We start from the raw sequence: 19,156 nt of genomic DNA, 5'->3' as shown, positions 1-19,156 counted from the left end.
CAGCGCATGGAGGAACTATGAGCACCGCCACCGTCTCGGCGGCACCCGCGAAGAAGCGGGGATCCGGCCTGTTCCAGGGCCTGCAGAAGGTCGGCCGCAGCCTGCAGCTGCCGATCGCCGTGCTTCCGGCGGCGGGCATCCTGCTGCGCCTGGGAGTACCGGACATCGCGCAGAAGCTGCACCTGCCCGACAAGGTCACGCTGGTGTTCGCCACCGCCGGGCACGCGATCTTCGACAACCTGGCGATGCTGTTCTGCATCGGTGTGGCGATCGGCTTCGCCAAGAAGGCGGACGGCTCCACGGCGCTCGCCGCCCTGGTCGGCTTCCTGGTCTACAGCAAGGTGCTCGAGGCCTTCCCGGTCACCGAGGCGAAGATCCAGAAGGGCGCCGACATAGCGGCGACCTACAACAACCCCGGTGTCCTCGGCGGCATCATCATGGGTCTGCTGTCCGCCGTGCTGTGGCAGCGCTACCACCGCAAGCAGCTCGTGGACTGGCTCGGCTTCTTCAACGGCCGCCGTCTGGTGCCGATCATCATGGCGTTCGTCGGCACCGCCATGGGCGTCTTCTTCGGTCTGGTGTGGGAGCCGATCGGTGACGGCATCTCCAACTTCGGCGAGTGGATCACCGGTCTCGGCACGGTCGGCGCCGGTCTGTTCGGTCTCATCAACCGCGCGCTCATCCCGGTCGGCATGCACCAGTTCGTGAACGCCGTGTCCTGGTTCCAGATCGGCGACTTCAAGGACTCCGCGGGCGTGGTCGTCCACGGTGACCTCAACCGGTTCTTCGCCGGTGACCCGTCCGCCGGAATGTTCATGTCGGGCTTCTTCCCGATCATGATGTTCGGTCTGCCGGCCGCCGCGATCGCCATCGCGCACTCCGCCCGCCCCGAGCGCCGCAAGGCCGTGATGGGCATGATGATCTCGCTGGCGCTGACCTCGTTCGTGACGGGTGTGACCGAGCCGATCGAGTTCTCGTTCATGTTCATCGCCCCGCTCCTGTACGCGATCCACGCGGTGCTCACCGCCCTGTCCCTGGCGGTCACCTGGGCGCTCGGTGTCCACGCGGGCTTCACCTTCTCCGCGGGCTTCATCGACTACGCGCTCAACTGGAACCTGGCCACCAAGCCCTGGCTGATCATCCCGATCGGCCTGGTGTTCGCCGGGATCTACTACGTGGTCTTCCGCTTCGCGATCACCAAGTTCAACCTCCCCACCCCGGGCCGTGAGCCCGAGGAGGAGATCGAGGACCTCACGAAGGCGTGAGCCGCCCTCCCCTACGGCCGAAGGCCCCCGGAACCGTCTGGTTCCGGGGGCCTTCGTGCACGCCGGGGCGTCAGATCTCGTACATCGCTCCCGGTACCGCCAGGTCCACCGGGCCCTGGTACGCCGAGCGGGCGTCCGTCAGGTTGGTGGCGGCGTCCGTCCACGGGGGGATGTGGGTGAGGACGAGGCGGCGGGCGCCCGCGCGGGCGGCGGTCTCGCCGGCCTCCAGGCCGTTGAGGTGGAGGCCGGGGATGTTCTCCTTGCCGTGGGTGAACGCGGCCTCGCACAGGAACAGGTCCGTGTCGCGGGCGAGTTCGTCCAGGGCGCCGGTCACCCCGGTGTCACCGGAGTACGTCAACGAACGTCCGCCGTGCTCCACCCGGATGCCGTACGCCTCCACCGGGTGCGCCACCCGTTCGGTGTGCACGGTGAAGGGGCCGACCTCGAACGTGGACGGCTTGACCGTGTGGAAGTCGAAGACCTCGCTCATGGACGAGGCGGAGGGGGTGTCGGCGTAGGCCGTGGTGAGCCGGTGCTCGGTGCCTTCGGGGCCGTAGACCGGGAGCGGGGCGCAGCGGCCGCCGTCGTGCCGGTAGTAGCGCGCGACGAAGTAGGCGCACATGTCGATGCAGTGGTCGGCGTGCAGATGGCTCAGGAAGATCGCGTCGAGGTCGTAGAGACCGCAGTGGCGCTGCAGCTCGCCGAGGGCACCGTTGCCCATGTCGAGAAGCAGCCGGAAGCCGTCGGCCTCTACGAGGTAGCTCGAGCAGGCCGATTCCGCGGACGGGAACGACCCCGAGCAGCCGACGACGGTGAGCTTCATAAAGCAGAAACCTCCGCTGGCGGGTGGCTACTGGAAAGGGGGAGGACGGGGGTCGTGCGGTCCGTCGAGCGTAAGGCGCAAAAGGGTTGGTCGCTCCTCCGCCAGGGGCCGTTGTGGGCGAACTCACCTGTGCTGTCACCGGTTCGGATGGACCTGAGGGGTGGCGTTTGGATCAGTTCGGACGGCACCTCTCCGGACGCCCGGGGTTCGCGCAGGGCGGGCGGCGGCACGAGGGCGCCGGTACCTTCGTTGCTGTGGACACGTCCTGGTGGCTCGCGTTGGCGGCGGTGGTTCTGCTCGCGCTGGTCGCGACGCTGGTGGACGGCTGGGGGCGCCGCGGGCGCCGGCCGGCCGGTCGGAGGCGTCCGCCGGGCCGGGCCCGGGGGCCTCGCCGGGGCGCGACGGCCCGCGGCGGGCCGTTGCCGCGGGCGGCGGAGATCTGGTGGGCGAACGTTCCCTACGAGGACGGGCCGGGGGCCAAGGACCGGCCGTGCCTGGTGCTGGTGGTGCGCGGCAAGCGGGTGACCGTCGCGAAGATCACCAGCAAGTACCACGACGAGCGGCCCGGGGTGATCCCGCTGCCGCCCGGGGCCGTGGGGGACGCCCAGGGGCGGCCGAGTTTCCTGGAGACGGACGAGTTGCGGGAGGTGCCGGTGGGAGATTTCCGGCGCCGGGTGGGTGTGGTGGATCCGGTCCTGTGGGACCAGGTCCGCTATCTGGCGCGCTGAGGCACTGCGGATCAGGCGCGCCCAGGCGCTCCGGCGGCCTCGCGGACACGACGAGCGGCCTCGCGGAGACGACAAGCGGCCTCGCGGACACGACGAGGGGCGCGGGAACCGTCGACCGGTTCGCGCGCCCCTCGGTGAATCCGGTACGTGGCTACGCCCAGAGCTGGCCCTGCAGTGTCGCGATGGCCTCTTCGGTCGTCGCCGCCGTGTAGACGCCCGTCGACAGGTACTTCCAGCCGCCGTCGGCGACCACGAAGGCGATGTCGGCCGGCTCTCCGGCCTTGACGGCCTTGTTGCCGACGCCGATCGCGGCGTGCAGCGCGGCTCCGGTGGAGACGCCCGCGAAGATGCCCTCCTGCTGGAGGAGTTCCCGGGTGCGGGTGACCGCGTCGGCCGAGCCCACGGAGAAGCGGGTGGTGAGGACGGAGGCGTCGTACAGCTCGGGTACGAAGCCCTCGTCGAGGTTCCTGAGGCCGTAGACCAGGTCGTCGTAGCGCGGCTCCGCGGCGACGATCTTGACGTCCGGCTTGTGTTCGCGCAGGAAGCGGCCGACGCCCATGAGGGTGCCGGTGGTGCCGAGGCCCGCCACGAAGTGGGTGATGGACGGGAGGTCGGCGAGGATCTCCGGACCCGTCGTGGCGTAGTGGGCGCCGGCGTTGTCGGGGTTGCCGTACTGGTAGAGCATCACCCAGTCCGGGTGCTGGGCGGAGAGTTCCTTGGCGAGGCGCACGGCGGTGTTGGAACCGCCGGCGGCCGGGCTGGGGATGATCTCGGCGCCCCACATGCCGAGCAGGTCACGGCGTTCCTGGGAGGTGTTCTCGGGCATGACGCAGACCATGCGGTAGCCCTTGAGCTTCGCCGCCATGGCCAGGGAGATGCCGGTGTTGCCGCTGGTCGGCTCCAGGATCGTGCAGCCCGGCGTCAGGCGGCCGTCCTTCTCCGCCTGCTCGATCATGTGGAGGGCCGGCCGGTCCTTGACGGAACCGGTCGGGTTGCGGTCCTCCAGCTTCGCCCAGATACGGACGTCCGCGGACGGCGACAGCCGCGGCAGGCGCACCAGAGGGGTGTTGCCCACCGCGGCAAGCGGGGAGTCGTAGCGCATCGGTGACCAGGGTCCGATCAGGCCATGCCGCCGGCGACGGCCGGCAGGATGGTGACGTTGTCGCCGTCGGTGAGCTTGGTGTTGATGCCGTCGAGGAAGCGGACGTCCTCGTCGTTGAGGTAGACGTTGACGAAGCGGCGCAGCTCGCCGCCGTCCACGATCCGGGCCCGGATGCCCGCGTGACGGGTGTCGAGGTCGGTGAACAGCTCGGCGAGCGTCGCCCCGCCGCCCTCGACGGCCTTCTCGCCGTTCGTGTAGGTGCGGAGGATGGTGGGGATGCGGACCTCGATGGCCATGGTTGCGGGCTCCTGTCGGAAGGAAGTCAGGTCGGACGACGCGCGGCAGCGCGGGCGGGGCAAGGGGTACGCCGGTTGCGGAGCCGCGGCTCTCCGGCCGTACGGCGGCAGGTCAGTGCGTACAGATGGCGCTCTGCAGCCTGCAGAGGTCGACGTGCAGGCGCGCCACGAGCAGCATGCCCGGCGTCTTGTCGCTCACGTCGTTCAGAACCATGAGCTCATCGTATCGATTCCCGGTACGGGCTCCGGGGTGTGATCTCGCATTCCGGACGCTTTTTGGTCGATGGGTGAGATCAGTAGCTCTCCACGACCTTGACCTCCTCCTCCGTGACCTCGCCGTCCACGATCCGGTAGGAGCGGAACTGGAAGGGGCCGGCGTCGTCGGTGTCCGCCGTGGAGACCAGGACGTAGTGCGCGCCGGGCTCGTTGGCGTAGGCGAGGTCGGTGCGGGAGGGGTAGGCCTCGGTCGCGGTGTGCGAGTGGTAGATGACGACGGGCTCCTCGTCGCGGTCGTCCATCTCGCGGTAGAGCTTGAGCAGATCGCCGGAGTCGAACTCGTAGAACGTGGGCGAGCGGGCCGCGTTGAGCATGGGGATGAAGCGCTCGGGGCGGTCGGTGCCGGCGGGGCCCGCGACGACGCCGCACGCCTCGTCGGGGTGGTCCTGGCGCGCGTGGGCGACGATCTGGTCGAACAGGGCCTCGGTGATGGTCAGCATGCTGGTCAGGATAGACAGAAGGGCCGTCCCGTACCGAGGCGTGGTACGGGACGGCCCGTATGCCGGACGTCCTGAGCGGTGGCCGGTGGGCCGGGCGTCCGTGGTGGCGGTCAGCCGACCTTCTCGAACTCCGGCTCGCGGCGTTCGGTGACCTGGGGGTTGCGTGCCTTGAGGACCGCCCAGCCGATGGCCAGGGCGGCGGCCCAGACGGCCATCACGTACAGGCAGATGCGGGACTCGGAGTCGTAGGCGATGAGGCCGGTGACGAAGAGGAGGAACACGACGGCGACATAGCTGCACTTCGCGCCGCCGGGGGCGGGGAAGGACGAGGCCGGGAGCCGGCCGGCGTCGACCGCGCGGCGGTAGAGGATGTGGCTGACGAGGATCATCAGCCAGGTCCAGATGCCGGCCGCGGTGGCCACCGAGGTGACGTAGCCGAAGGCCTTCCCGGGGGCGACGTAGTTGAGGATCACGCCGATACCCATGAAGAGCACGGAGACCGTGACGCCGAACGCGGGCGTCTTGGTGGAGGACAGCCTGCTGAAGACCTTCGGGGCCTCGCCGCTCTCGGCCAGGTTCCGCAGCATGCGGCCCGTGGAGTACATGCCGGAGTTGCAGGAGGACAGGGCGGCGGTGAGGACCACGAAGTTGACGATGCCGGCGCCGGCCGGGATGCCGATCTTCGCGAAGGCCGCGACGAAGGGGCTCACGTTCGGCGCGAACTCCGTCCACTTCACGACGCAGAGGATGACCGTGAGGGCTCCGACGTAGAAGAGGGCGATGCGCCACGGAAGGGTGTTGATGGCCTTCGGGAGGGTCTTCTCGGGGTCCTCGGACTCGCCCGCGGTGACGCCGACGAGCTCGACGGCGAGGTAGGCGAACATGACGCCCTGGAGGGTCATGAGCGACGAGCCGATGCCGTTGGGGAAGAAGCCGTCGAACTGCCAGAGGTTGCTGACCGTGGCGGTGTCACCGGCGGAGCTGAAGCCGAAGGTCAGGACGCCGACACCGATGACGATCATGCCGAGCAGGGCGGTGACCTTGACCATCGAGAACCAGAACTCGATCTCGCCGAAGAGCTTCACGGAGATCAGGTTCGCCACGAACAGCACGACCAGGAAGACCAGCGCGGTCACCCATTGGGGGACCGCAGGGAACCAGTAGTGGACGTAGATCGCGGCGGCCGTGAGCTCGGCCATGCCGGTGACCACCCACATCAGCCAGTACGTCCAGCCGGTGAAGTAGCCGAAGAACGGGCCGAGGAACTCGCGGGAGTACTCGGCGAAGGAGCCCGAGACCGGGCGGTAGAGCAGGAGCTCGCCGAGCGCCCGCATGATGAAGAAGATGATCACGCCCGCGAGGGCGTACATCATGATCAGGCTGGGTCCGGCCTTGGCGATGTTCGCCCCGGCTCCCAGGAAGAGGCCGACGCCGATGGCGCCGCCGATCGCGATCATCTGGACCTGACGGCTGCCGAGCCCGCGCTCGTACCCCTCTTCGGGGGCGTCGCCGCCCACGGCCTCACTGCCGTCGTGACTCTTGTCGACCTGCGATGAGGTCATGTCTGGTGCGCCTTTCTCCAAACCGGAACGAGCCATTCCCTCGGCTTCGAATCGGCTTCCGATCCCCCCGGACAGGTGGAGCTTGTGCCTGGCCGGCGGTCCGCCGGCTCGGTGGCGCACCCGGCGGGACATGGGTGGTGTCCTGCCGGGCGGTCGTGAAGATCTATCACGGGGGCGGCGTTGATCGGTTGCGGCTCGTGTTGCGCAGACCACAGGAAGAACCGGACAAAATGTCGAACCGCGCCCCAAAGGGCGCGGTTACGGTGACGTGATCGTTATCCGGATTTGAGCGTCCCCTGAGCGAACACTCAGGAAGGCGTGCCTGGTGGAGTATTCGGGACGGATCAGGGCATAAGGGTGGCGACCAGGGTCTCCTGGAGGCCACCCAGCCAGAGGTACGCCATCACCATCGGCTTGCGCGGGTCCTCGTCGGGGAGGCGGTAGAGGAGGTCGGTGTCCTCCTCGTCGACGACGTCGAGCCGTGAACCGATGGCGAGGCGCAGGTCGTTGAGGGCGCGCAGCCACTGCCCGGACTGCGCGGCGCTCAGCTCCAGGACCGCTCCCCCGTCGCCGCCGGGTGTCAGCGCGTCCAGCGAGCGGATCACCGCGAGGGCGTTCTCGCGCTTGCCCGCGCGCAGGTCGTTCTCGGTGAAGCGGCGGAACTCGGCGGAGTGGGCGCGCTGCTCCTCGGCCTGCTCGGGCGTCCCGGCCTCGACGCCGGGGCCGCTGTAGGCGTCGGGGAACAGGCGCAGGAGCACCGGGTCGCTCGGCGGCTCACTGGGGCCCTCGGCGAACAGCTCGGCGAGCGGGTCGGCGGAGTCGTCCTCCGCGGGGCCGGGACCGATGAGCTCCAGGAGCTGGACGGCGAGGGAGCGGATGATGGAGATCTCGACCTCGTCGAGCGCGACGGCCGCGCCGCCGCCGGGGAGCGGTTCGAAGTGTCCGGGCATGGAGTGAGTTCGCTACTTCCGGTCCTGCGGGCGGTCGGTTGACAGGGGGCCGGCTACTTCCGGTCCTGCTGAAGGGTGGCCCACAGACCGTAGCCGTGCATGGCCTGCACGTCGCGTTCCATCTCCTCGCGCGTGCCGCTGGAGACGACGGCCCGGCCCTTGTGGTGGACGTCCATCATCAGCTTGGTGGCCTTGTCCTTGGAGTAGCCGAAGTACGTCTGGAAGACATACGTCACGTAGCTCATCAGATTGACCGGGTCGTTGTGGACGATCGTGACCCAGGGGACGTCCGGCTCGGGTACGGCGAAAACCTCCTCCGCCGACTCGGTCTTCTCGATCTCTAGAGGTGCGGGAGCCGTCACACCGCCCATGCTCCCACCCGAGGGGGGCACCCGCATAAACGGGCCCCGGAAGGGGGCGCGGAACAGGGGCTCGGGCGCTCCGGGAATCGCCGGTCCGAGAGAAATCGTCAAACTGACGAAATGGGGGTACGATCCCTGCCATGAACACAGCGGACCTTGGGCTGCCGGTGGATGTTCCTTCTACGGCGCTCTTCACTGACCAGTACGAGCTGACGATGCTGCAGGCCGCGCTCGCGGCCGGAACCGCCGAGCGGCGCTCGGTCTTCGAGGTCTTCACCCGCCGGCTGCCCGAAGGGCGGCGCTACGGGGTCCTCGCGGGCACCGGGCGCGTCCTGGACGCCGTCGAGAACTTCCGGTTCGACCCGGACGTCATCGGCTTTCTGCGCGAGCGCGGGATCGTGGACGAGCCGACGCTGCGGTGGCTGGCCTCGTACCGCTTCGGCGGGGACATCTGGGGCTACCCCGAGGGCGAGGCGTACTTCCCGGGCTCGCCCCTCCTGCGGGTCGAGGGCAGCTTCGCCGAGTGCGTGCTCCTGGAGACGGTGATCCTCTCGATCCTCAACCACGACTCCGCCATCGCGGCGGCCGCCTCCCGCATGTCCTCCGCAGCCGGAACCCGCCCGCTGATCGAGATGGGCGCCCGGCGCACCCACGAGCTGGCCGCGGTGGCCGCCTCGCGCGCCGCGTACGTCGGCGGGTTCACCAGCACCTCCGACCTGGCCGCCGGTTTCCGCTACGGCATCCCGACCGTGGGCACGTCCGCGCACGCCTTCACCCTGCTGCACGACCACGAGCGGGACGCCTTCCGGGCCCAGGTGGACTCGCTGGGCCGCGGCACCACGCTGCTCGTGGACACGTACGACGTCGCCGAGGCCGTCCGCACGGCCGTCGAGGTCGCCGGGACCGGACTCGGCGCGGTGCGCATCGACTCCGGTGACCTGCTGCTCGTCGCCCACCGGGTGCGCCGCCAGCTCGACGAGCTGGGCGCGACGGAGACGAAGATCGTCGTGACCTCCGACCTCGACGAGTACGCCATCGCCTCGCTCGCGGCGGCGCCCGTGGACGCGTACGGCGTCGGCACCCAGCTCGTGACGGGATCCGGCCATCCGACGTGCTCGATGGTCTACAAACTGGTCGCCCGCGCCGAGTCGGCCGACCCGAAGGCCCCGCTGGAGCCGGTGGCCAAGAGGTCCACGGGCGGCAAGACGTCCATCGGCGGCCGCAAGTGGGCCGCACGCCGCGTGGACGAGCAGGGGGTCGCCGAAGCCGAGGTGATCGGCGTCGGGCCGGTGCCCGCCGAGCTGGCCGACCGGCAGCTCCTGGTCCAGTTGGTCAAGGGCGGACAGGTCCTGTCCCGCGAGCCGCTCGACGTCGTACGCGACCGGCACGCGGCGGCCCGCGCCCGGCTGCCGCTGTCGGCGACCCAGCTCTCGCGCGGCGAGCCGGTGATCCCCACCGAATACGTCTGATACGCCAGTGACGGGTGGTGCGGGCGTTACCGGGGTGGTACCGCGCATGAACCCTCGGTGAGCGGGAATGCAACGGCAGCGTGCCCGCGCGGGCCGCGAAAGCCGAATGCCCCCTCCCGCACCGCCCCGGAATTCTCTAGGCTCGGAAGTTCAACGGCCGGGCCCGCACCCTTGTCTGCCGCCCCCATAGCCGAAGGACACAGCCCATGCGCCGCGCCTTGATCGTCGTAGACGTGCAGAACGACTTCTGCGAGGGAGGCAGCCTCGCCGTGGCCGGGGGCGCCGACGTGGCCGCCGCCGTCACGGAGCTGATCGGGCAGGCCCCGGCCGGCTACCGGCACGTGGTCGCCACCCGCGATCTGCACATCGCCCCCGGGGGCCACTTCGCCGACAACCCCGACTACGTGCACTCCTGGCCCGCGCACTGCGTGGCCGGCACCGAGGGGGTCGGCTTCCACCCCAACTTCGCCCCGGCCGTCGCCTCCGGCGCGATCGACGCGGTCTTCGACAAGGGCGCCTACGCGGCGGCGTACAGCGGCTTCGAGGGCGCGGACGAGAACGGTCTGCCGCTGGGCGACTGGCTGCGCGCCCGCGGGATCGGCGAGGTGGACGTGGTCGGCATCGCGACCGACCACTGCGTGAAGGCGACCGCGCTGGACGCGGCGCGGCAGGGCTTCCGTACGACCGTCCTGCTGGACCTGACGGCCGGCGTGGCGGAGGAGACGACGCAGCGGGCGCTGGAGGAGATGCGCTCCGCCGGGATCGAGCTCACGGGCAAGCCGGTGGTCTAGAGCCCGGCCGCCCCTGACGTGGGGCCGCCTGGTCCAGGACCCGGCCGACCGTGGTCACGGGGTCGGACCCCTCACGCGGGCGTACCGGGCGGCGACGTGGTGTGTCCCTCGCCGCCTCGGCCCGCGTCCGCGCAGGTCACGGCTGGGGTGCCGGGCGTCTGAGCAGGGTTCTGACCGGGTGCCACAGCTCCTGGGTGAGCTCCGTGCAACCGCTCTCGGGGGCCGTGCGCCATATGAGCCCGTCGGGGTGGTGCAGGACGGCGGTGATCTCGTCGGGGGTCGGCGGTGATCCGTTGCCCCGGAGGTAGACGGCCCGCAGTCCCAGGTTGCGCAGCCTGGTCAGGGCGCGGGCGCGGTTCGGCGCGACGACCAGGAAGCGCACGCAGCCGCCCGCCGGACCCGCCGGGCTGGGCAGGTTCAGCGCCACCACGACGCTGCCGTTCGGCAGTCTGCAGAAGCCTCCTGCGGCCATGCGGTCACACCCCCGTGCGAGTCGGTTCAGATGTCGGTGTCAATAAGCCAGGCACAGGAGGCACCTAAACACGATCGGCGGCAACCCGCCAGGGGTTGCCGCCGATACGCTTTTGACCTGCGAAAACGCTGTTACTTCACCGCGGGGCCGACCTTGAGGGAGATCGTCGAGCCATCCTTGGCCTGCTTGACGATCTCGATCTTGGTGTTGGTGTCAGTGACCCTGACACCGCCGGTCGGGTTCCGGTTGTCGTAGTAGTCGCTGGTGTGGTCGTTGAAGACCGACACCCCCTTCGACGACGGAATCTTCGTGGCGACGTCCGCGCTGTGCAGCGTGATACCGCTTGTGCGGTTCAGGCTGAACGGCGAGTCGTAGGCCTGGATGCGGTTGCGCATCAGCGTGCCGTTGTCCCACCACAGCGCCTTCGGGTGCGAGTCGACCGGAAGCGCGAGGCCGACACCGGGGTGCTCGCTGGTGTTGTTGTCCGCCTGCGAGGTGTCCCACTTCCAGATCAACAGGCCGGTCTGGTAGGCGTAGTGCTCCACCCAGTCCGGACGGGTCGTCGAGAAGCCGAAGTTGTACGGGCCGACCTTGAGGGTCTTGTCGTACGACACGTACTGACGGTTCTCCGCGAGGTAGTACTGCGCGTAGTTCTTGGTGAACGAGGCGCCGATGCGGGAGAAGCCGGCGGCGGTCCAAGCGGCGTCGGCCGTCTCGGCGTTGTCCGAGAAGAGCGCGGTGCCGTCGGCGGTGACGCTGATCTCGTCGGCCGCGAAACCCTTGAGCGCCACGCCGCCGTCGCTCTGGTAGCGGAAGCGCAGGTCGATCTTCTTGCCCGCGTAGGCGTCGAGCGGGAACACGAGCTTCTTGTACGCGTCGACCGTGCCGGTGAGGGCGGGCTTGTCGCTGCCGTCCCGCGGGATGGCGGCGCCGTCCACCGTGCCGTCCAGGGCGGTCCAGTTGGCGCCGCCGTCGGTCGAGACCTCGGTGTAGAGGTAGTCGTAGTTCGCCTCGATGTCGTACCAGCCGTCGAGGGTCAGCTTCGCCGACGACTTGCCCGTGAGGTCCACGTACCGGGTCAGCGTGTTCTTCAGGTTGTCACCGCTGCCGCTCCACCACTGGGACGAGCCCTGCGCCGGGTTGACGACCGTGGTCGTGACCGCCTTCTCCGGCAGGGAGACGACGAGCGCCTGCTTGTCGAAGGTGTTGTACTCGGCGACGCCCAGCTTGTGCGTGGACTGCTTGCCGGCCTTGGCGGTGTCGTAGTTCAGCCAGCCGAGCTGGAGCTTGTCCCAGGCGTTGAAGTCGCCGGGCAGGTCACCGATGGACTTCTTGCCGGTGCCGAGCCACGAACCCGAGGACATCAGGGTCCAGAAACCGGTGGAGTTGTCGCCGCCGGCGGTGTCGTAGTGGTCCGGCAGACCGAGGTCATGGCCGTACTCGTGGGCGAAGACGCCGAGTCCGCCGTTCTCCGGCTGGATGGTGTAGTCGCCGACCCAGATGCCGGTGTCGCCGATCTGCGCGCCGCCAAGCCTGTTGTCCGCGGGACCCGTGGCGCCCGCGTCGGTGCCGAAGGCGTACCAACGGTGGGCCCAGATCGCGTCCTTGCCCTGGACGCCGCCACCCGCGGACTCGTCCTCACCGGCGTGCACGATCTGGAAGTGGTCGATGTAGCCGTCGGGCTCGTTGAAGTTGCCGTCGCCGTCGTAGTCGTAGCGGTCCCACTGGTCGAACTGCGCCAGGTCCGCCTTGATGGCCGCGTCGGTCTTGCCCGCCGCCTTCTGCTGGGCGACCCAGGCGGTGACGCCGTCACTGACGACGTTCCACACGCTCGGGCAGTTCGTGCTGCCACAGGCGTTGTTGCCGTAACGGGCCTCGTTGTACGGGACCTTGACCCAGTTGGCGACCTCGCCGTCCACCGAGTAGCGGCCCGAGGACTGCGTCTCGTAGAACTTCTTCATCGACTCGACGTTCTTGCCGGTGCCGAAGTAGAGGTCCTGGAAGTGCTTCTGGTTGTAGTCCGCCTGCCAGGCCGTGCTGTTGTCCTTCGCACGGTCCGGCGCGGCTATCTGGTTGTGCCCGGGTCCGGCGGTGCCGCCGAACTTGGGGTCCGTCTTGTCGCCGAACTCCACCAGGATCGTGAAGATCTTGTCGGTCTTCTCGCGACCGAGCTCGACGTACTTGCTGTCGCCCTTCTTGCTCTTGAGCTGGACGACCTGCGAGCCGTTGCGCTTCTGCACCTTGGCGTCGCCGGCTATGACCTGGTTCAGCGCCTCCTGGCGCTGGGCGTCCTGGGTCTTGCTCAGCGGGCCGTCGAGGTCGTGGTCGACCGTGTTCTTGACCGGCTGCGGGTCGTGGCGGTTCACGACGGGTGACGCGCCGGCCGAGTCGGCCTGCGCCACGGCGTACGTAGAGAACGTGGCGGTGGCCGCCGCGAAGGCTACGCCCACCGCGGCCGCTCTGAACGTCCATGGTCTGTTGGTCACTTGATGTCCTCCCCCGCGCACGTTCGCGCGGAGGGGGTTCCGGGTCATGGAGGTCCGCACGCGTCTACGCGATTCAAGTGACGACATTTGACCGGAGTTACGAAAGAAAAAACAGATCTTGACTTGAACCTGGCAAGTGCATTATGCGGAGCCTCCGTTCGGTATCCGGACGGCCCCGAACCCCACCAACGGGCGCGCTTTCCGACCCACTTGAAGGACGTGATGAATCCGTGCGCCCCCTGTGCACCGGCACCGTGGGTAAGGTCACGCTTACCGGACGTTCCACTCGGGCATGCAGGCGAATAGAGTCGATTGGCGGACGTCGGAAGCCGGCGGACAGCCACGTCGACACCGTTGTCCCACCCCCGACATCTATCCGCACCCTCCCCCATCGCGAGAGGCCCCGGGGGGAGAACCCCCATCCGAGGACACGATTGCCATGCCTCGTCCGACCGCCGCACAGCTCGCCTACGGTTCCTGCACCGTGATCTTCTCCACCCTCGCCATGCTGCTGCTGTCACAGACGAGTTCGAGTCTGGGGATCGTGCTGATCACCCTCTCGGCGCTCGCTCTCGGACTGCTGGTGGCCATGACGGTCCCCCTGCCGAAGCCGGCGCCCGCCGCCTCGGCCGTCGTCCACGAGCGAGTACCGGCGCAGCGCGAGACCGCGTCCGTGTCCGCCTCCGTGTCCTCCGCGCCCGAGCCCGTGCGCGAACCCGCGGGGCCCTGAGACCGCGTACGCGCCGGCACCCCGGACGTCGCGACCTCGTACCGCAACGGCGGGCCCGTGGACCACGGACCCGCCGTTGCGGTGTGCGCTCCCGCCGCGCGACGTGTCGCCCGGCCCCTCTCCCGGCCCGCTGTCCGGTCGTCCCGTGCCGCGATGCCGTCGGCGGGCCTCAGCCGGTGTCGACCACCACCGTCTTGGCCGCCTTGTCGTGCAGGCCCTGCTTGTAGGGCTTGTCGAAGAAGCTCCAGCCGCCCGCGATCGCCGTCCAGATGCAGGCGCAGCAGAACGCGAACGGGATCCACAGCACCAGGGCGCGGACCAGGGAGGTCTGCACCGAGGGGGTGGATCCGTTGTCGAGGTTGGCGACCCGGTGGTGGAACAGCCGCTTGCCGAGGGTCTGGCCCGTCCTGCTGATCATCACGGTGTCGTACGCCACGTAGAGCACCGCGGCCACCAGGGACTGCCCGAGCGACTTGCTGTACTCGATCTTGTTCGAGTCCACGTCGTACTCGGTGACCCCGAACGCCCAGGACAGCAGCCACACCACGATGCCCACCAGGATCATGTCCAGGATCCTGGCCAGCACCCGCTTCCCGCTGTCGGCGAGCGGCGGCATGCCGGCAAGCGGGTCGCCGCCGTAGGGACCGCCACCGCTGTAGGGGTCGCCGCCGCCCGGGTGCTGCCCCCCTCCCTGGTACGGGCCGCCGCCCGGGTACGGACCGCCTCCCTGGTACGGGCCGCCGCCCTCGCTGTAGGGGCCACCGCCGCCGAACGGGGGCGGCTCGCTGCCGTACGGCGGGGTCCGGTCGCCTGACGGGGGCGGCGGGTCGTACGGGGAGCCCGCGCCCTCACCGGGCGGGGGCTGCTTCTTGAACGGGTCCTCGTCCGGTGGCCGGCCGGAGTCCGGGGGCGGCGGTTCGCTGCTCATGGCCCGAGTCGACCGCGAACCCCCCGGCTCCGCATCCGGCGAAGGGCCGTCCGGGGGACGGGATTACCGGGCCGGGCCCGCCACGAACGTGTGCGCCGCCTTGTCGTGCCAGCACTGGTTCCAGGGCTTGTCGAACAGACACCACACGACGCCCACGAGACCGACGACCAGCAGGGACGGCACGCTGAGGACGAGCCAGCGACCAAGTGCCCTGCCGAAGGTGGGCGGTTCGTGACCCTCTATGTCGCGCACCTCGATGCCGCACAGTTTCTTGCCGAGGGTGCGGCCCCATTTGACGGTGGGCAGGACCTCGTAGAGGACGCCGGCGACGAGCAGGACGGCGAGGACGGCGCCGAGACAGGAGACGGTCGTGGCGTCGAGGAGCCAGACGGTGACCTTCTCGCCGGACAGCTTGGCCGCGTCGATCTTCTCGTCGATGTGGTCGACCGCCCTGGTGCCCAGCGGGACGGCTGCCGCCGTGGTGACGCCGGCGATGACGACGGTGTCGAGCAGCCGGGCGGCCAGCCGTCGGCCGAGGCCGGCCGGGCGGGCCGAGGCCTGGAGCCGTGCGGCCGCCTGGAACACGTCGTCGACCGGCGGCTTCCACGGCGCAACCCGCTGCCCCTCGTCGGCCGGGTCGCCCGCGAGCTGGTGCACCTGCTGAGCCCAGGAGGGCTGTCCGCCGCCGGCCCCGGAGGCCACGGGGGCGGCCCCGCCGGGTTGTTGAGGGACGACGGGGCCGGAGGCGACCTGCCCGGCCCCGGGGGCGACGGCACCCGAGGCGCCCGGTACGCCGGCGCCCGCGCCGAAACCCCCTGCGGGTGCCGCGGATGGACCGGGTGCGGCCGCCGGGCCCGCCGTGGGCACGGCGGTGGAACCGGCCGCGGGGGCGGCCGACGGACCGGACGCGGCCGGTGCCACGGACCCGGCGGGCGCCGTGAACGAACCGGCCCCGGCGGGAGCGCCGGAGGGGCCGGACACAGCGGGCACGGCCGACGAGCCGGAGCCGGCGGGCGCGGAAGCCGACCCGGACCCGGCGGGCGCCGTGAACGGACCGGCCCCGGCAGGGGCGCCGGAGGGGCCGGACGTGGCAGGCGCGGTCCGCGACCCGGACCCGGCAAGGACGCCGGACGGACCGGGCGCGGCTGACGCGGCGGGCGGCCCGAACCCGGCGGGGACGCCGGAGGAACCCGACCCGGCGGGCGCTGCTGACGGGGCGGACGCGGTGAGCGGTCCGAAGCCGGCAGGGGCGGCCGACGGGCCCGGCCCGGCGGGCACACCCGGCGCACTCGGCGGTGTCGTGCCCCCGCCCTGCCACTCCGTACGCGGGGAGGGCGCACCGAACCGCGTGTCGCCCTCGGCGGGCACGGGGTCCGCTGTGGACCGCCCCGCGCCCGCGACGGCCGCGCCCGAACTCGCCTCGCCCGTACGGCTCGTACCGCCCGCGCCCGTCCCGCCCTCCGGCCCCGTGGACGGCACCGGACCGGTGGGACGGCGGAAGACCACCGGACTCGGGGACGCCGGGGGCCGGGCGGCGGCGCCGGAGTCGGCGGGCGGAATCGTCGTCGTGCCGTCCGTGCGCGCCGACGCCCCGTCGGGTCCGCTCACCGCGTCGGTGAACCCCGCGGTACGCGGGTCGCGCGCGCCGGACGTCTTCGGCGCGCCCCAGGACACCCGGCGGTCCTGGTCGCCGCCGAAGCCGGACTGCCGGGAGCGGTCGGCACCCCACGAGGCCGCCGGCTCGGGCCGACTGCCGTGCTGGGCCTCGGCCGAGGCGGCGCGGTGGGCCTCGCCGGACGCGGCGGCGTGGGGCTCGGCGGAGGCGGTGCCGTGGGGCTCCGGGTCCTCGTCGAAGAAATGGGGGCCCGTCTCCTCCACGGCGGGAGTGGCCGTCTGCCCGCGTGCGGCGGAGAACTCGGGGGACGACGCCGGAGCGGGCACCTGCGCGGGACGCGCGGCGGCCGGCGGGGAAAGCGCCTCACCGCCCGACGGCGCCGGGCGGCTCGTGCCCGGCACCCAGGCGGCGCCGTTCCAGTACCGGACGTATCCAGGGATGGAGGGGTCCGGGTAATACCCTTCGCGGGGCCTGTCGTCACCGGGGGCCGGGGTTGGGGCGCTCATGTCCGTCGTCCCGTATCTGCTCGGGGGTCGTGTGGGACGTCCACATCTACCAGACCGGCGCACGCGTCACGGCCCGTCCCGCGGTACCGACTCCTTTCGGGCAAGGTTCCGCTCCCTCGGGCGCCCGGGCGCCCGGGCGTCCGAGGGGGCGAACGGTGTGCCCGGACAAGGGCCGAGGCGGTCCCGAAAAGTTTTCTCCGAACCCGCGTAATGGTCACGGCGCCAGGCGCTCTCCACTCGTACGGGCCCGTCAGCAGGAGCCCGTACGACGAAAGGGAGCGCATCGACATGCACACCGTGGTGGAACGCGAGCTCGAGCTTCATCTCGTCCTGTCGCCGGAACACAGCATCCCGGTCCCGGCGCGCCTGAGTTACCGCGCCGACGACCCGTACGCCGTCCGCATCACCTTCCACGTCGGCTCCGACCATCCCGTCAACTGGACATTCGCCCGTGAGCTGCTGGTCGAGGGGGTGTTCCGGCCGTGTGGTCACGGCGATGTACGGGTGTGGCCCACGAAGGTCGGCGGCCGGAGCGTCGTCCTGATGGCGCTGAGCTCGCCGGACGGCGACGCGCTGCTCGAAGCGCCCGCCACGCAGATCACCGCCTGGCTGGAGCGCACGCTCAGGGCGGTCCCCCCGGGCACGGAGGCCGGGCAGCTCGGCATGGACGCCGGTCTGGCCGAGCTGCTCGCGCCGTCCCCGAAGCTCTCGGCCTCGCTCGACCCGACGGGAGCGCCGTCCCCTGACGATCTGTGGCTGCGCGACCCCTGGCCGTCCGACGAGTCGACGGACGGAGAGCAGTCCTGACGGGTCGACGGGCGAAAGCCGGTCCGGTGCAGCGACGGGCGAAGGCCGGTCCGGCGGAGCGGCCGACGGTGAGCGGCGGACGGTGAGCGGTTCTGACAGGTCGGCGGACGGCCGGTCCCGGATCTCAGAACAGCTTGCCCGGGTTGAGCAGGCCCAGCGGGTCGAACGCCGTCTTGATCGCCCGTTGCATCTCCACGCCCACCGGGCCGATCTCGCGGGCCAGCCACTCCTTCTTCAGCACGCCCACACCGTGCTCGCCGGTGATCGTGCCGCCGAGTTCCAGGCCGAGGGCCATGATCTCGTCGAAGGACTCGCGGGCGCGCCGGGACTCGTCGGGATCGGCCGCGTCGAAGCAGACCGTGGGGTGCGTGTTGCCGTCGCCCGCGTGGGCGCAGACGCCGATGGTCAGGGCGTACTTCTCGGCGACGCGCTCGATGCCGTCGAGCATGTCGCCGAGCCGGGAGCGCGGCACACACACGTCGTCGATCATCGTGGTGCCCTTGACCGCTTCGAGCGCCGTGAGCGACAACCGGCGTGCCTGGAGCAGGAGTTCGGATTCGGCGGCGTCCTCGGCGGGGACGACCTGGGTCGCTCCGGCGGCCTCGCAGAGGGCGCCGACCAGAGCGAGGTCGGCCGCCGGGTCGTGGGTGTCGAAGGCGGCGAGCAGCAGCGCCTCGGTGGTCTCGGGGAGACCCATGTGCGCGAGGTCGTTGACGGCCTTGACGGTCGTCCGGTCCATCAGTTCGAGGAGGGAGGGCACATGACCGCCCTCCATGATCTTGCAGACGGCCTCGCAGGCTGCCCGCGCCGAGCCGAACTCCGCGGCCAGCACGAGCTGTTGGGGCGGCTGCGGCTTCAGGGCGAGGACGGCCCGTACGACGATGCCGAGCGAGCCCTCGGAGCCCACGAAGAGGCGGGTGAGGTCGTACCCGGCGACGCCCTTGGCGGTCCTGCGTCCGGTGGACATCAGCCGTCCGTCGGCGAGGACGACGTCCAGGCCGAGGACGTACTCGGCCGTCACCCCGTACTTCACGCAGCACAGGCCGCCGGAGGCCGTGCCGATGTTGCCGCCGATGGTGCACGTCTCCCAGCTCGACGGGTCCGGCGGGTAGTACAGGCCGTGCTCGCCGACGGCGCGGGAGAGCGCGGCGTTGACGACACCGGGTTCGACGACGGCGATGCGGTCGACCGGGCTGATCTCCAGGATGCGGTCCATCTTCACCAGGGACAGCACCACGCAGCCGTCGGTGGCGTTGGCCGCTCCGGACAGGCCGGTGCGGGCGCCCTGCGGGACGACGGGGACGCGCAGTTCGGTCGCGACGCGCATGACGTGCTGGACCTGCTCGACCGTGCGCGGCAGGACGACCACGGCGGGGGTGCCCGCCTCGCAGAAGCTCGCCATGTCGTTGGCGTAGGAGACCGTGACGTCCGGGTCGGTGAGCACGGCCTCGGCGGGCAGACCGCTCAGCAGACGGTCGAGGAGACCGCCGGTCGCCGCCGTGTCCTCATCGCGCGGGGCTTCGATACGGCTCATGATCACAGGGTCGC

The 19,156-nt window shown here is 70.7% G+C and carries 19 protein-coding genes; 6 read left to right on the top strand and 13 right to left on the bottom strand.

Features of this window, described 5'->3' with window-relative positions:
- The first annotated feature begins 17 nt into the window (after positions 1–17).
- A complete protein-coding gene (locus ACIQ7M_RS08115; protein WP_403641190.1) occupies positions 18–1,265 on the top strand; it encodes a PTS transporter subunit EIIC in 1,248 nt (415 codons plus the stop codon).
- Positions 1,266–1,335: 70 nt separating this feature from the next.
- Here ACIQ7M_RS08115 and ACIQ7M_RS08110 read toward each other — a convergent pair whose 3' ends face one another.
- Positions 1,336–2,088, bottom strand: coding sequence for an MBL fold metallo-hydrolase (locus tag ACIQ7M_RS08110; protein WP_389846313.1), 753 nt, complete (start codon positions 2,086–2,088; stop codon positions 1,336–1,338).
- Positions 2,089–2,342: 254 nt separating this feature from the next.
- Between ACIQ7M_RS08110 and ACIQ7M_RS08105 the strand changes: the two genes are divergently transcribed.
- Entirely contained in the window at positions 2,343–2,816 is a 474-nt protein-coding gene (locus ACIQ7M_RS08105; protein ID WP_355760965.1) for a type II toxin-antitoxin system PemK/MazF family toxin, read from the top strand.
- Between the two features lie 151 nt (positions 2,817–2,967).
- Here the strand turns inward: ACIQ7M_RS08105 and ACIQ7M_RS08100 are convergent, their stop codons facing one another.
- The 7 genes from ACIQ7M_RS08100 to clpS all read right to left on the bottom strand — a co-directional run bounded on the left by ACIQ7M_RS08100 (position 2,968) and on the right by clpS (position 7,813).
- Entirely contained in the window at positions 2,968–3,918 is a 951-nt protein-coding gene (locus tag ACIQ7M_RS08100) for a cysteine synthase (protein ID WP_355760968.1), read from the bottom strand.
- Positions 3,919–3,935: 17 nt separating this feature from the next.
- The gene (locus ACIQ7M_RS08095; protein ID WP_037619201.1) at positions 3,936–4,214 is read right to left on the bottom strand and encodes a MoaD/ThiS family protein; all 279 of its coding nucleotides are present in this window, start codon (positions 4,212–4,214) and stop codon (positions 3,936–3,938) included.
- A 112-nt stretch (positions 4,215–4,326) separates the two neighbouring features.
- Positions 4,327–4,428 (bottom strand): putative leader peptide, encoded by a 102-nt coding sequence (locus ACIQ7M_RS08090; RefSeq protein WP_339129578.1) that lies wholly within the window; start codon positions 4,426–4,428, stop codon positions 4,327–4,329.
- Positions 4,429–4,507: 79 nt separating this feature from the next.
- Positions 4,508–4,930, bottom strand: a complete 423-nt coding sequence (locus ACIQ7M_RS08085; RefSeq protein ID WP_355760972.1) for a M67 family metallopeptidase — start codon at positions 4,928–4,930, stop codon at positions 4,508–4,510.
- A 110-nt stretch (positions 4,931–5,040) separates the two neighbouring features.
- Positions 5,041–6,492, bottom strand: a complete 1,452-nt coding sequence (locus ACIQ7M_RS08080) for an amino acid permease (RefSeq protein ID WP_355760975.1) — start codon at positions 6,490–6,492, stop codon at positions 5,041–5,043.
- Between the two features lie 344 nt (positions 6,493–6,836).
- Complete coding sequence (locus ACIQ7M_RS08075; RefSeq protein WP_355760978.1) at positions 6,837–7,442, bottom strand: DUF2017 domain-containing protein; 606 nt, start codon at positions 7,440–7,442, stop codon at positions 6,837–6,839.
- Between the two features lie 53 nt (positions 7,443–7,495).
- Positions 7,496–7,813 carry an ATP-dependent Clp protease adapter ClpS gene (gene clpS, locus ACIQ7M_RS08070; protein ID WP_355760981.1) on the bottom strand — a complete coding sequence of 106 codons (318 nt, stop codon included), beginning with the start codon at positions 7,811–7,813 and terminating at the stop codon, positions 7,496–7,498.
- 131 nt (positions 7,814–7,944) lie between these two features.
- Between clpS and ACIQ7M_RS08065 the strand changes: the two genes are divergently transcribed.
- Positions 7,945–9,273: a nicotinate phosphoribosyltransferase gene (locus tag ACIQ7M_RS08065; RefSeq protein WP_403641181.1), complete on the top strand. Its 1,329-nt coding sequence runs from the start codon at positions 7,945–7,947 to the stop codon at positions 9,271–9,273.
- Between the two features lie 206 nt (positions 9,274–9,479).
- Positions 9,480–10,064, top strand: coding sequence for an isochorismatase family protein (locus ACIQ7M_RS08060; RefSeq protein WP_355760987.1), 585 nt, complete (start codon positions 9,480–9,482; stop codon positions 10,062–10,064).
- Positions 10,065–10,200: 136 nt separating this feature from the next.
- On the opposite strand, the gene ACIQ7M_RS08055 is transcribed toward ACIQ7M_RS08060, so the two are convergent.
- Together ACIQ7M_RS08055 and ACIQ7M_RS08050 are read right to left on the bottom strand one after the other, a co-directional pair.
- Entirely contained in the window at positions 10,201–10,536 is a 336-nt protein-coding gene (locus ACIQ7M_RS08055) for a hypothetical protein (RefSeq protein WP_355760990.1), read from the bottom strand.
- Positions 10,537–10,667: 131 nt separating this feature from the next.
- The gene (locus ACIQ7M_RS08050) at positions 10,668–13,022 is read right to left on the bottom strand and encodes an immune inhibitor A domain-containing protein (protein ID WP_403641176.1); all 2,355 of its coding nucleotides are present in this window, start codon (positions 13,020–13,022) and stop codon (positions 10,668–10,670) included.
- A gap of 439 nt (positions 13,023–13,461) precedes the next feature.
- Here ACIQ7M_RS08050 and ACIQ7M_RS08045 point away from each other — a divergent pair, with 439 nt between their 5' ends.
- Positions 13,462–13,752, top strand: coding sequence for a hypothetical protein (locus tag ACIQ7M_RS08045; protein WP_355760995.1), 291 nt, complete (start codon positions 13,462–13,464; stop codon positions 13,750–13,752).
- Positions 13,753–13,921: 169 nt separating this feature from the next.
- Here the strand turns inward: ACIQ7M_RS08045 and ACIQ7M_RS08040 are convergent, their stop codons facing one another.
- Together ACIQ7M_RS08040 and ACIQ7M_RS08035 are read right to left on the bottom strand one after the other, a co-directional pair.
- Positions 13,922–14,680 carry an RDD family protein gene (locus ACIQ7M_RS08040; protein ID WP_403641172.1) on the bottom strand — a complete coding sequence of 253 codons (759 nt, stop codon included), beginning with the start codon at positions 14,678–14,680 and terminating at the stop codon, positions 13,922–13,924.
- A 63-nt stretch (positions 14,681–14,743) separates the two neighbouring features.
- Complete coding sequence (locus ACIQ7M_RS08035) at positions 14,744–16,801, bottom strand: RDD family protein (RefSeq protein WP_403641169.1); 2,058 nt, start codon at positions 16,799–16,801, stop codon at positions 14,744–14,746.
- Between the two features lie 288 nt (positions 16,802–17,089).
- Between ACIQ7M_RS08035 and ACIQ7M_RS08030 the strand changes: the two genes are divergently transcribed.
- Complete coding sequence (locus tag ACIQ7M_RS08030) at positions 17,090–17,608, top strand: SsgA family sporulation/cell division regulator (protein WP_403641166.1); 519 nt, start codon at positions 17,090–17,092, stop codon at positions 17,606–17,608.
- A gap of 124 nt (positions 17,609–17,732) precedes the next feature.
- Here the strand turns inward: ACIQ7M_RS08030 and ACIQ7M_RS08025 are convergent, their stop codons facing one another.
- Positions 17,733–19,148: an FAD-binding oxidoreductase gene (locus ACIQ7M_RS08025; RefSeq protein WP_386984179.1), complete on the bottom strand. Its 1,416-nt coding sequence runs from the start codon at positions 19,146–19,148 to the stop codon at positions 17,733–17,735.
- Positions 19,149–19,156: the final 8 nt, after the last annotated feature.

This window comes from Streptomyces sp. NPDC096324, assembly GCF_044763015.1.
Classification (GTDB): domain Bacteria; phylum Actinomycetota; class Actinomycetes; order Streptomycetales; family Streptomycetaceae; genus Streptomyces.
This window is presented reverse-complemented; position numbering and strand designations above follow the sequence as displayed.

What these genes read in the sequence shown, in the direction of transcription:
- ACIQ7M_RS08115 (WP_403641190.1), top strand. Translation starts at nt 18, where the DNA reads ATGAGCACCGCCACCGTCTCGGCGGCACCCGCGAAGAAGCGGGGATCC.
- ACIQ7M_RS08110 (WP_389846313.1), bottom strand. Translation starts at nt 2,088, where the DNA reads ATGAAGCTCACCGTCGTCGGCTGCTCGGGGTCGTTCCCGTCCGCGGAA.
- ACIQ7M_RS08100 (WP_355760968.1), bottom strand. Translation starts at nt 3,918, where the DNA reads ATGCGCTACGACTCCCCGCTTGCCGCGGTGGGCAACACCCCTCTGGTG.
- ACIQ7M_RS08095 (WP_037619201.1), bottom strand. Translation starts at nt 4,214, where the DNA reads ATGGCCATCGAGGTCCGCATCCCCACCATCCTCCGCACCTACACGAAC.
- ACIQ7M_RS08090 (WP_339129578.1), bottom strand. Translation starts at nt 4,428, where the DNA reads ATGGTTCTGAACGACGTGAGCGACAAGACGCCGGGCATGCTGCTCGTG.
- ACIQ7M_RS08085 (WP_355760972.1), bottom strand. Translation starts at nt 4,930, where the DNA reads ATGCTGACCATCACCGAGGCCCTGTTCGACCAGATCGTCGCCCACGCG.
- ACIQ7M_RS08080 (WP_355760975.1), bottom strand. Translation starts at nt 6,492, where the DNA reads ATGACCTCATCGCAGGTCGACAAGAGTCACGACGGCAGTGAGGCCGTG.
- ACIQ7M_RS08075 (WP_355760978.1), bottom strand. Translation starts at nt 7,442, where the DNA reads ATGCCCGGACACTTCGAACCGCTCCCCGGCGGCGGCGCGGCCGTCGCG.
- clpS (WP_355760981.1), bottom strand. Translation starts at nt 7,813, where the DNA reads ATGGGCGGTGTGACGGCTCCCGCACCTCTAGAGATCGAGAAGACCGAG.
- ACIQ7M_RS08065 (WP_403641181.1), top strand. Translation starts at nt 7,945, where the DNA reads ATGAACACAGCGGACCTTGGGCTGCCGGTGGATGTTCCTTCTACGGCG.
- ACIQ7M_RS08060 (WP_355760987.1), top strand. Translation starts at nt 9,480, where the DNA reads ATGCGCCGCGCCTTGATCGTCGTAGACGTGCAGAACGACTTCTGCGAG.
- ACIQ7M_RS08055 (WP_355760990.1), bottom strand. Translation starts at nt 10,536, where the DNA reads ATGGCCGCAGGAGGCTTCTGCAGACTGCCGAACGGCAGCGTCGTGGTG.
- ACIQ7M_RS08045 (WP_355760995.1), top strand. Translation starts at nt 13,462, where the DNA reads ATGCCTCGTCCGACCGCCGCACAGCTCGCCTACGGTTCCTGCACCGTG.
- ACIQ7M_RS08040 (WP_403641172.1), bottom strand. Translation starts at nt 14,680, where the DNA reads ATGAGCAGCGAACCGCCGCCCCCGGACTCCGGCCGGCCACCGGACGAG.
- ACIQ7M_RS08035 (WP_403641169.1), bottom strand. Translation starts at nt 16,801, where the DNA reads ATGAGCGCCCCAACCCCGGCCCCCGGTGACGACAGGCCCCGCGAAGGG.
- ACIQ7M_RS08030 (WP_403641166.1), top strand. Translation starts at nt 17,090, where the DNA reads ATGCACACCGTGGTGGAACGCGAGCTCGAGCTTCATCTCGTCCTGTCG.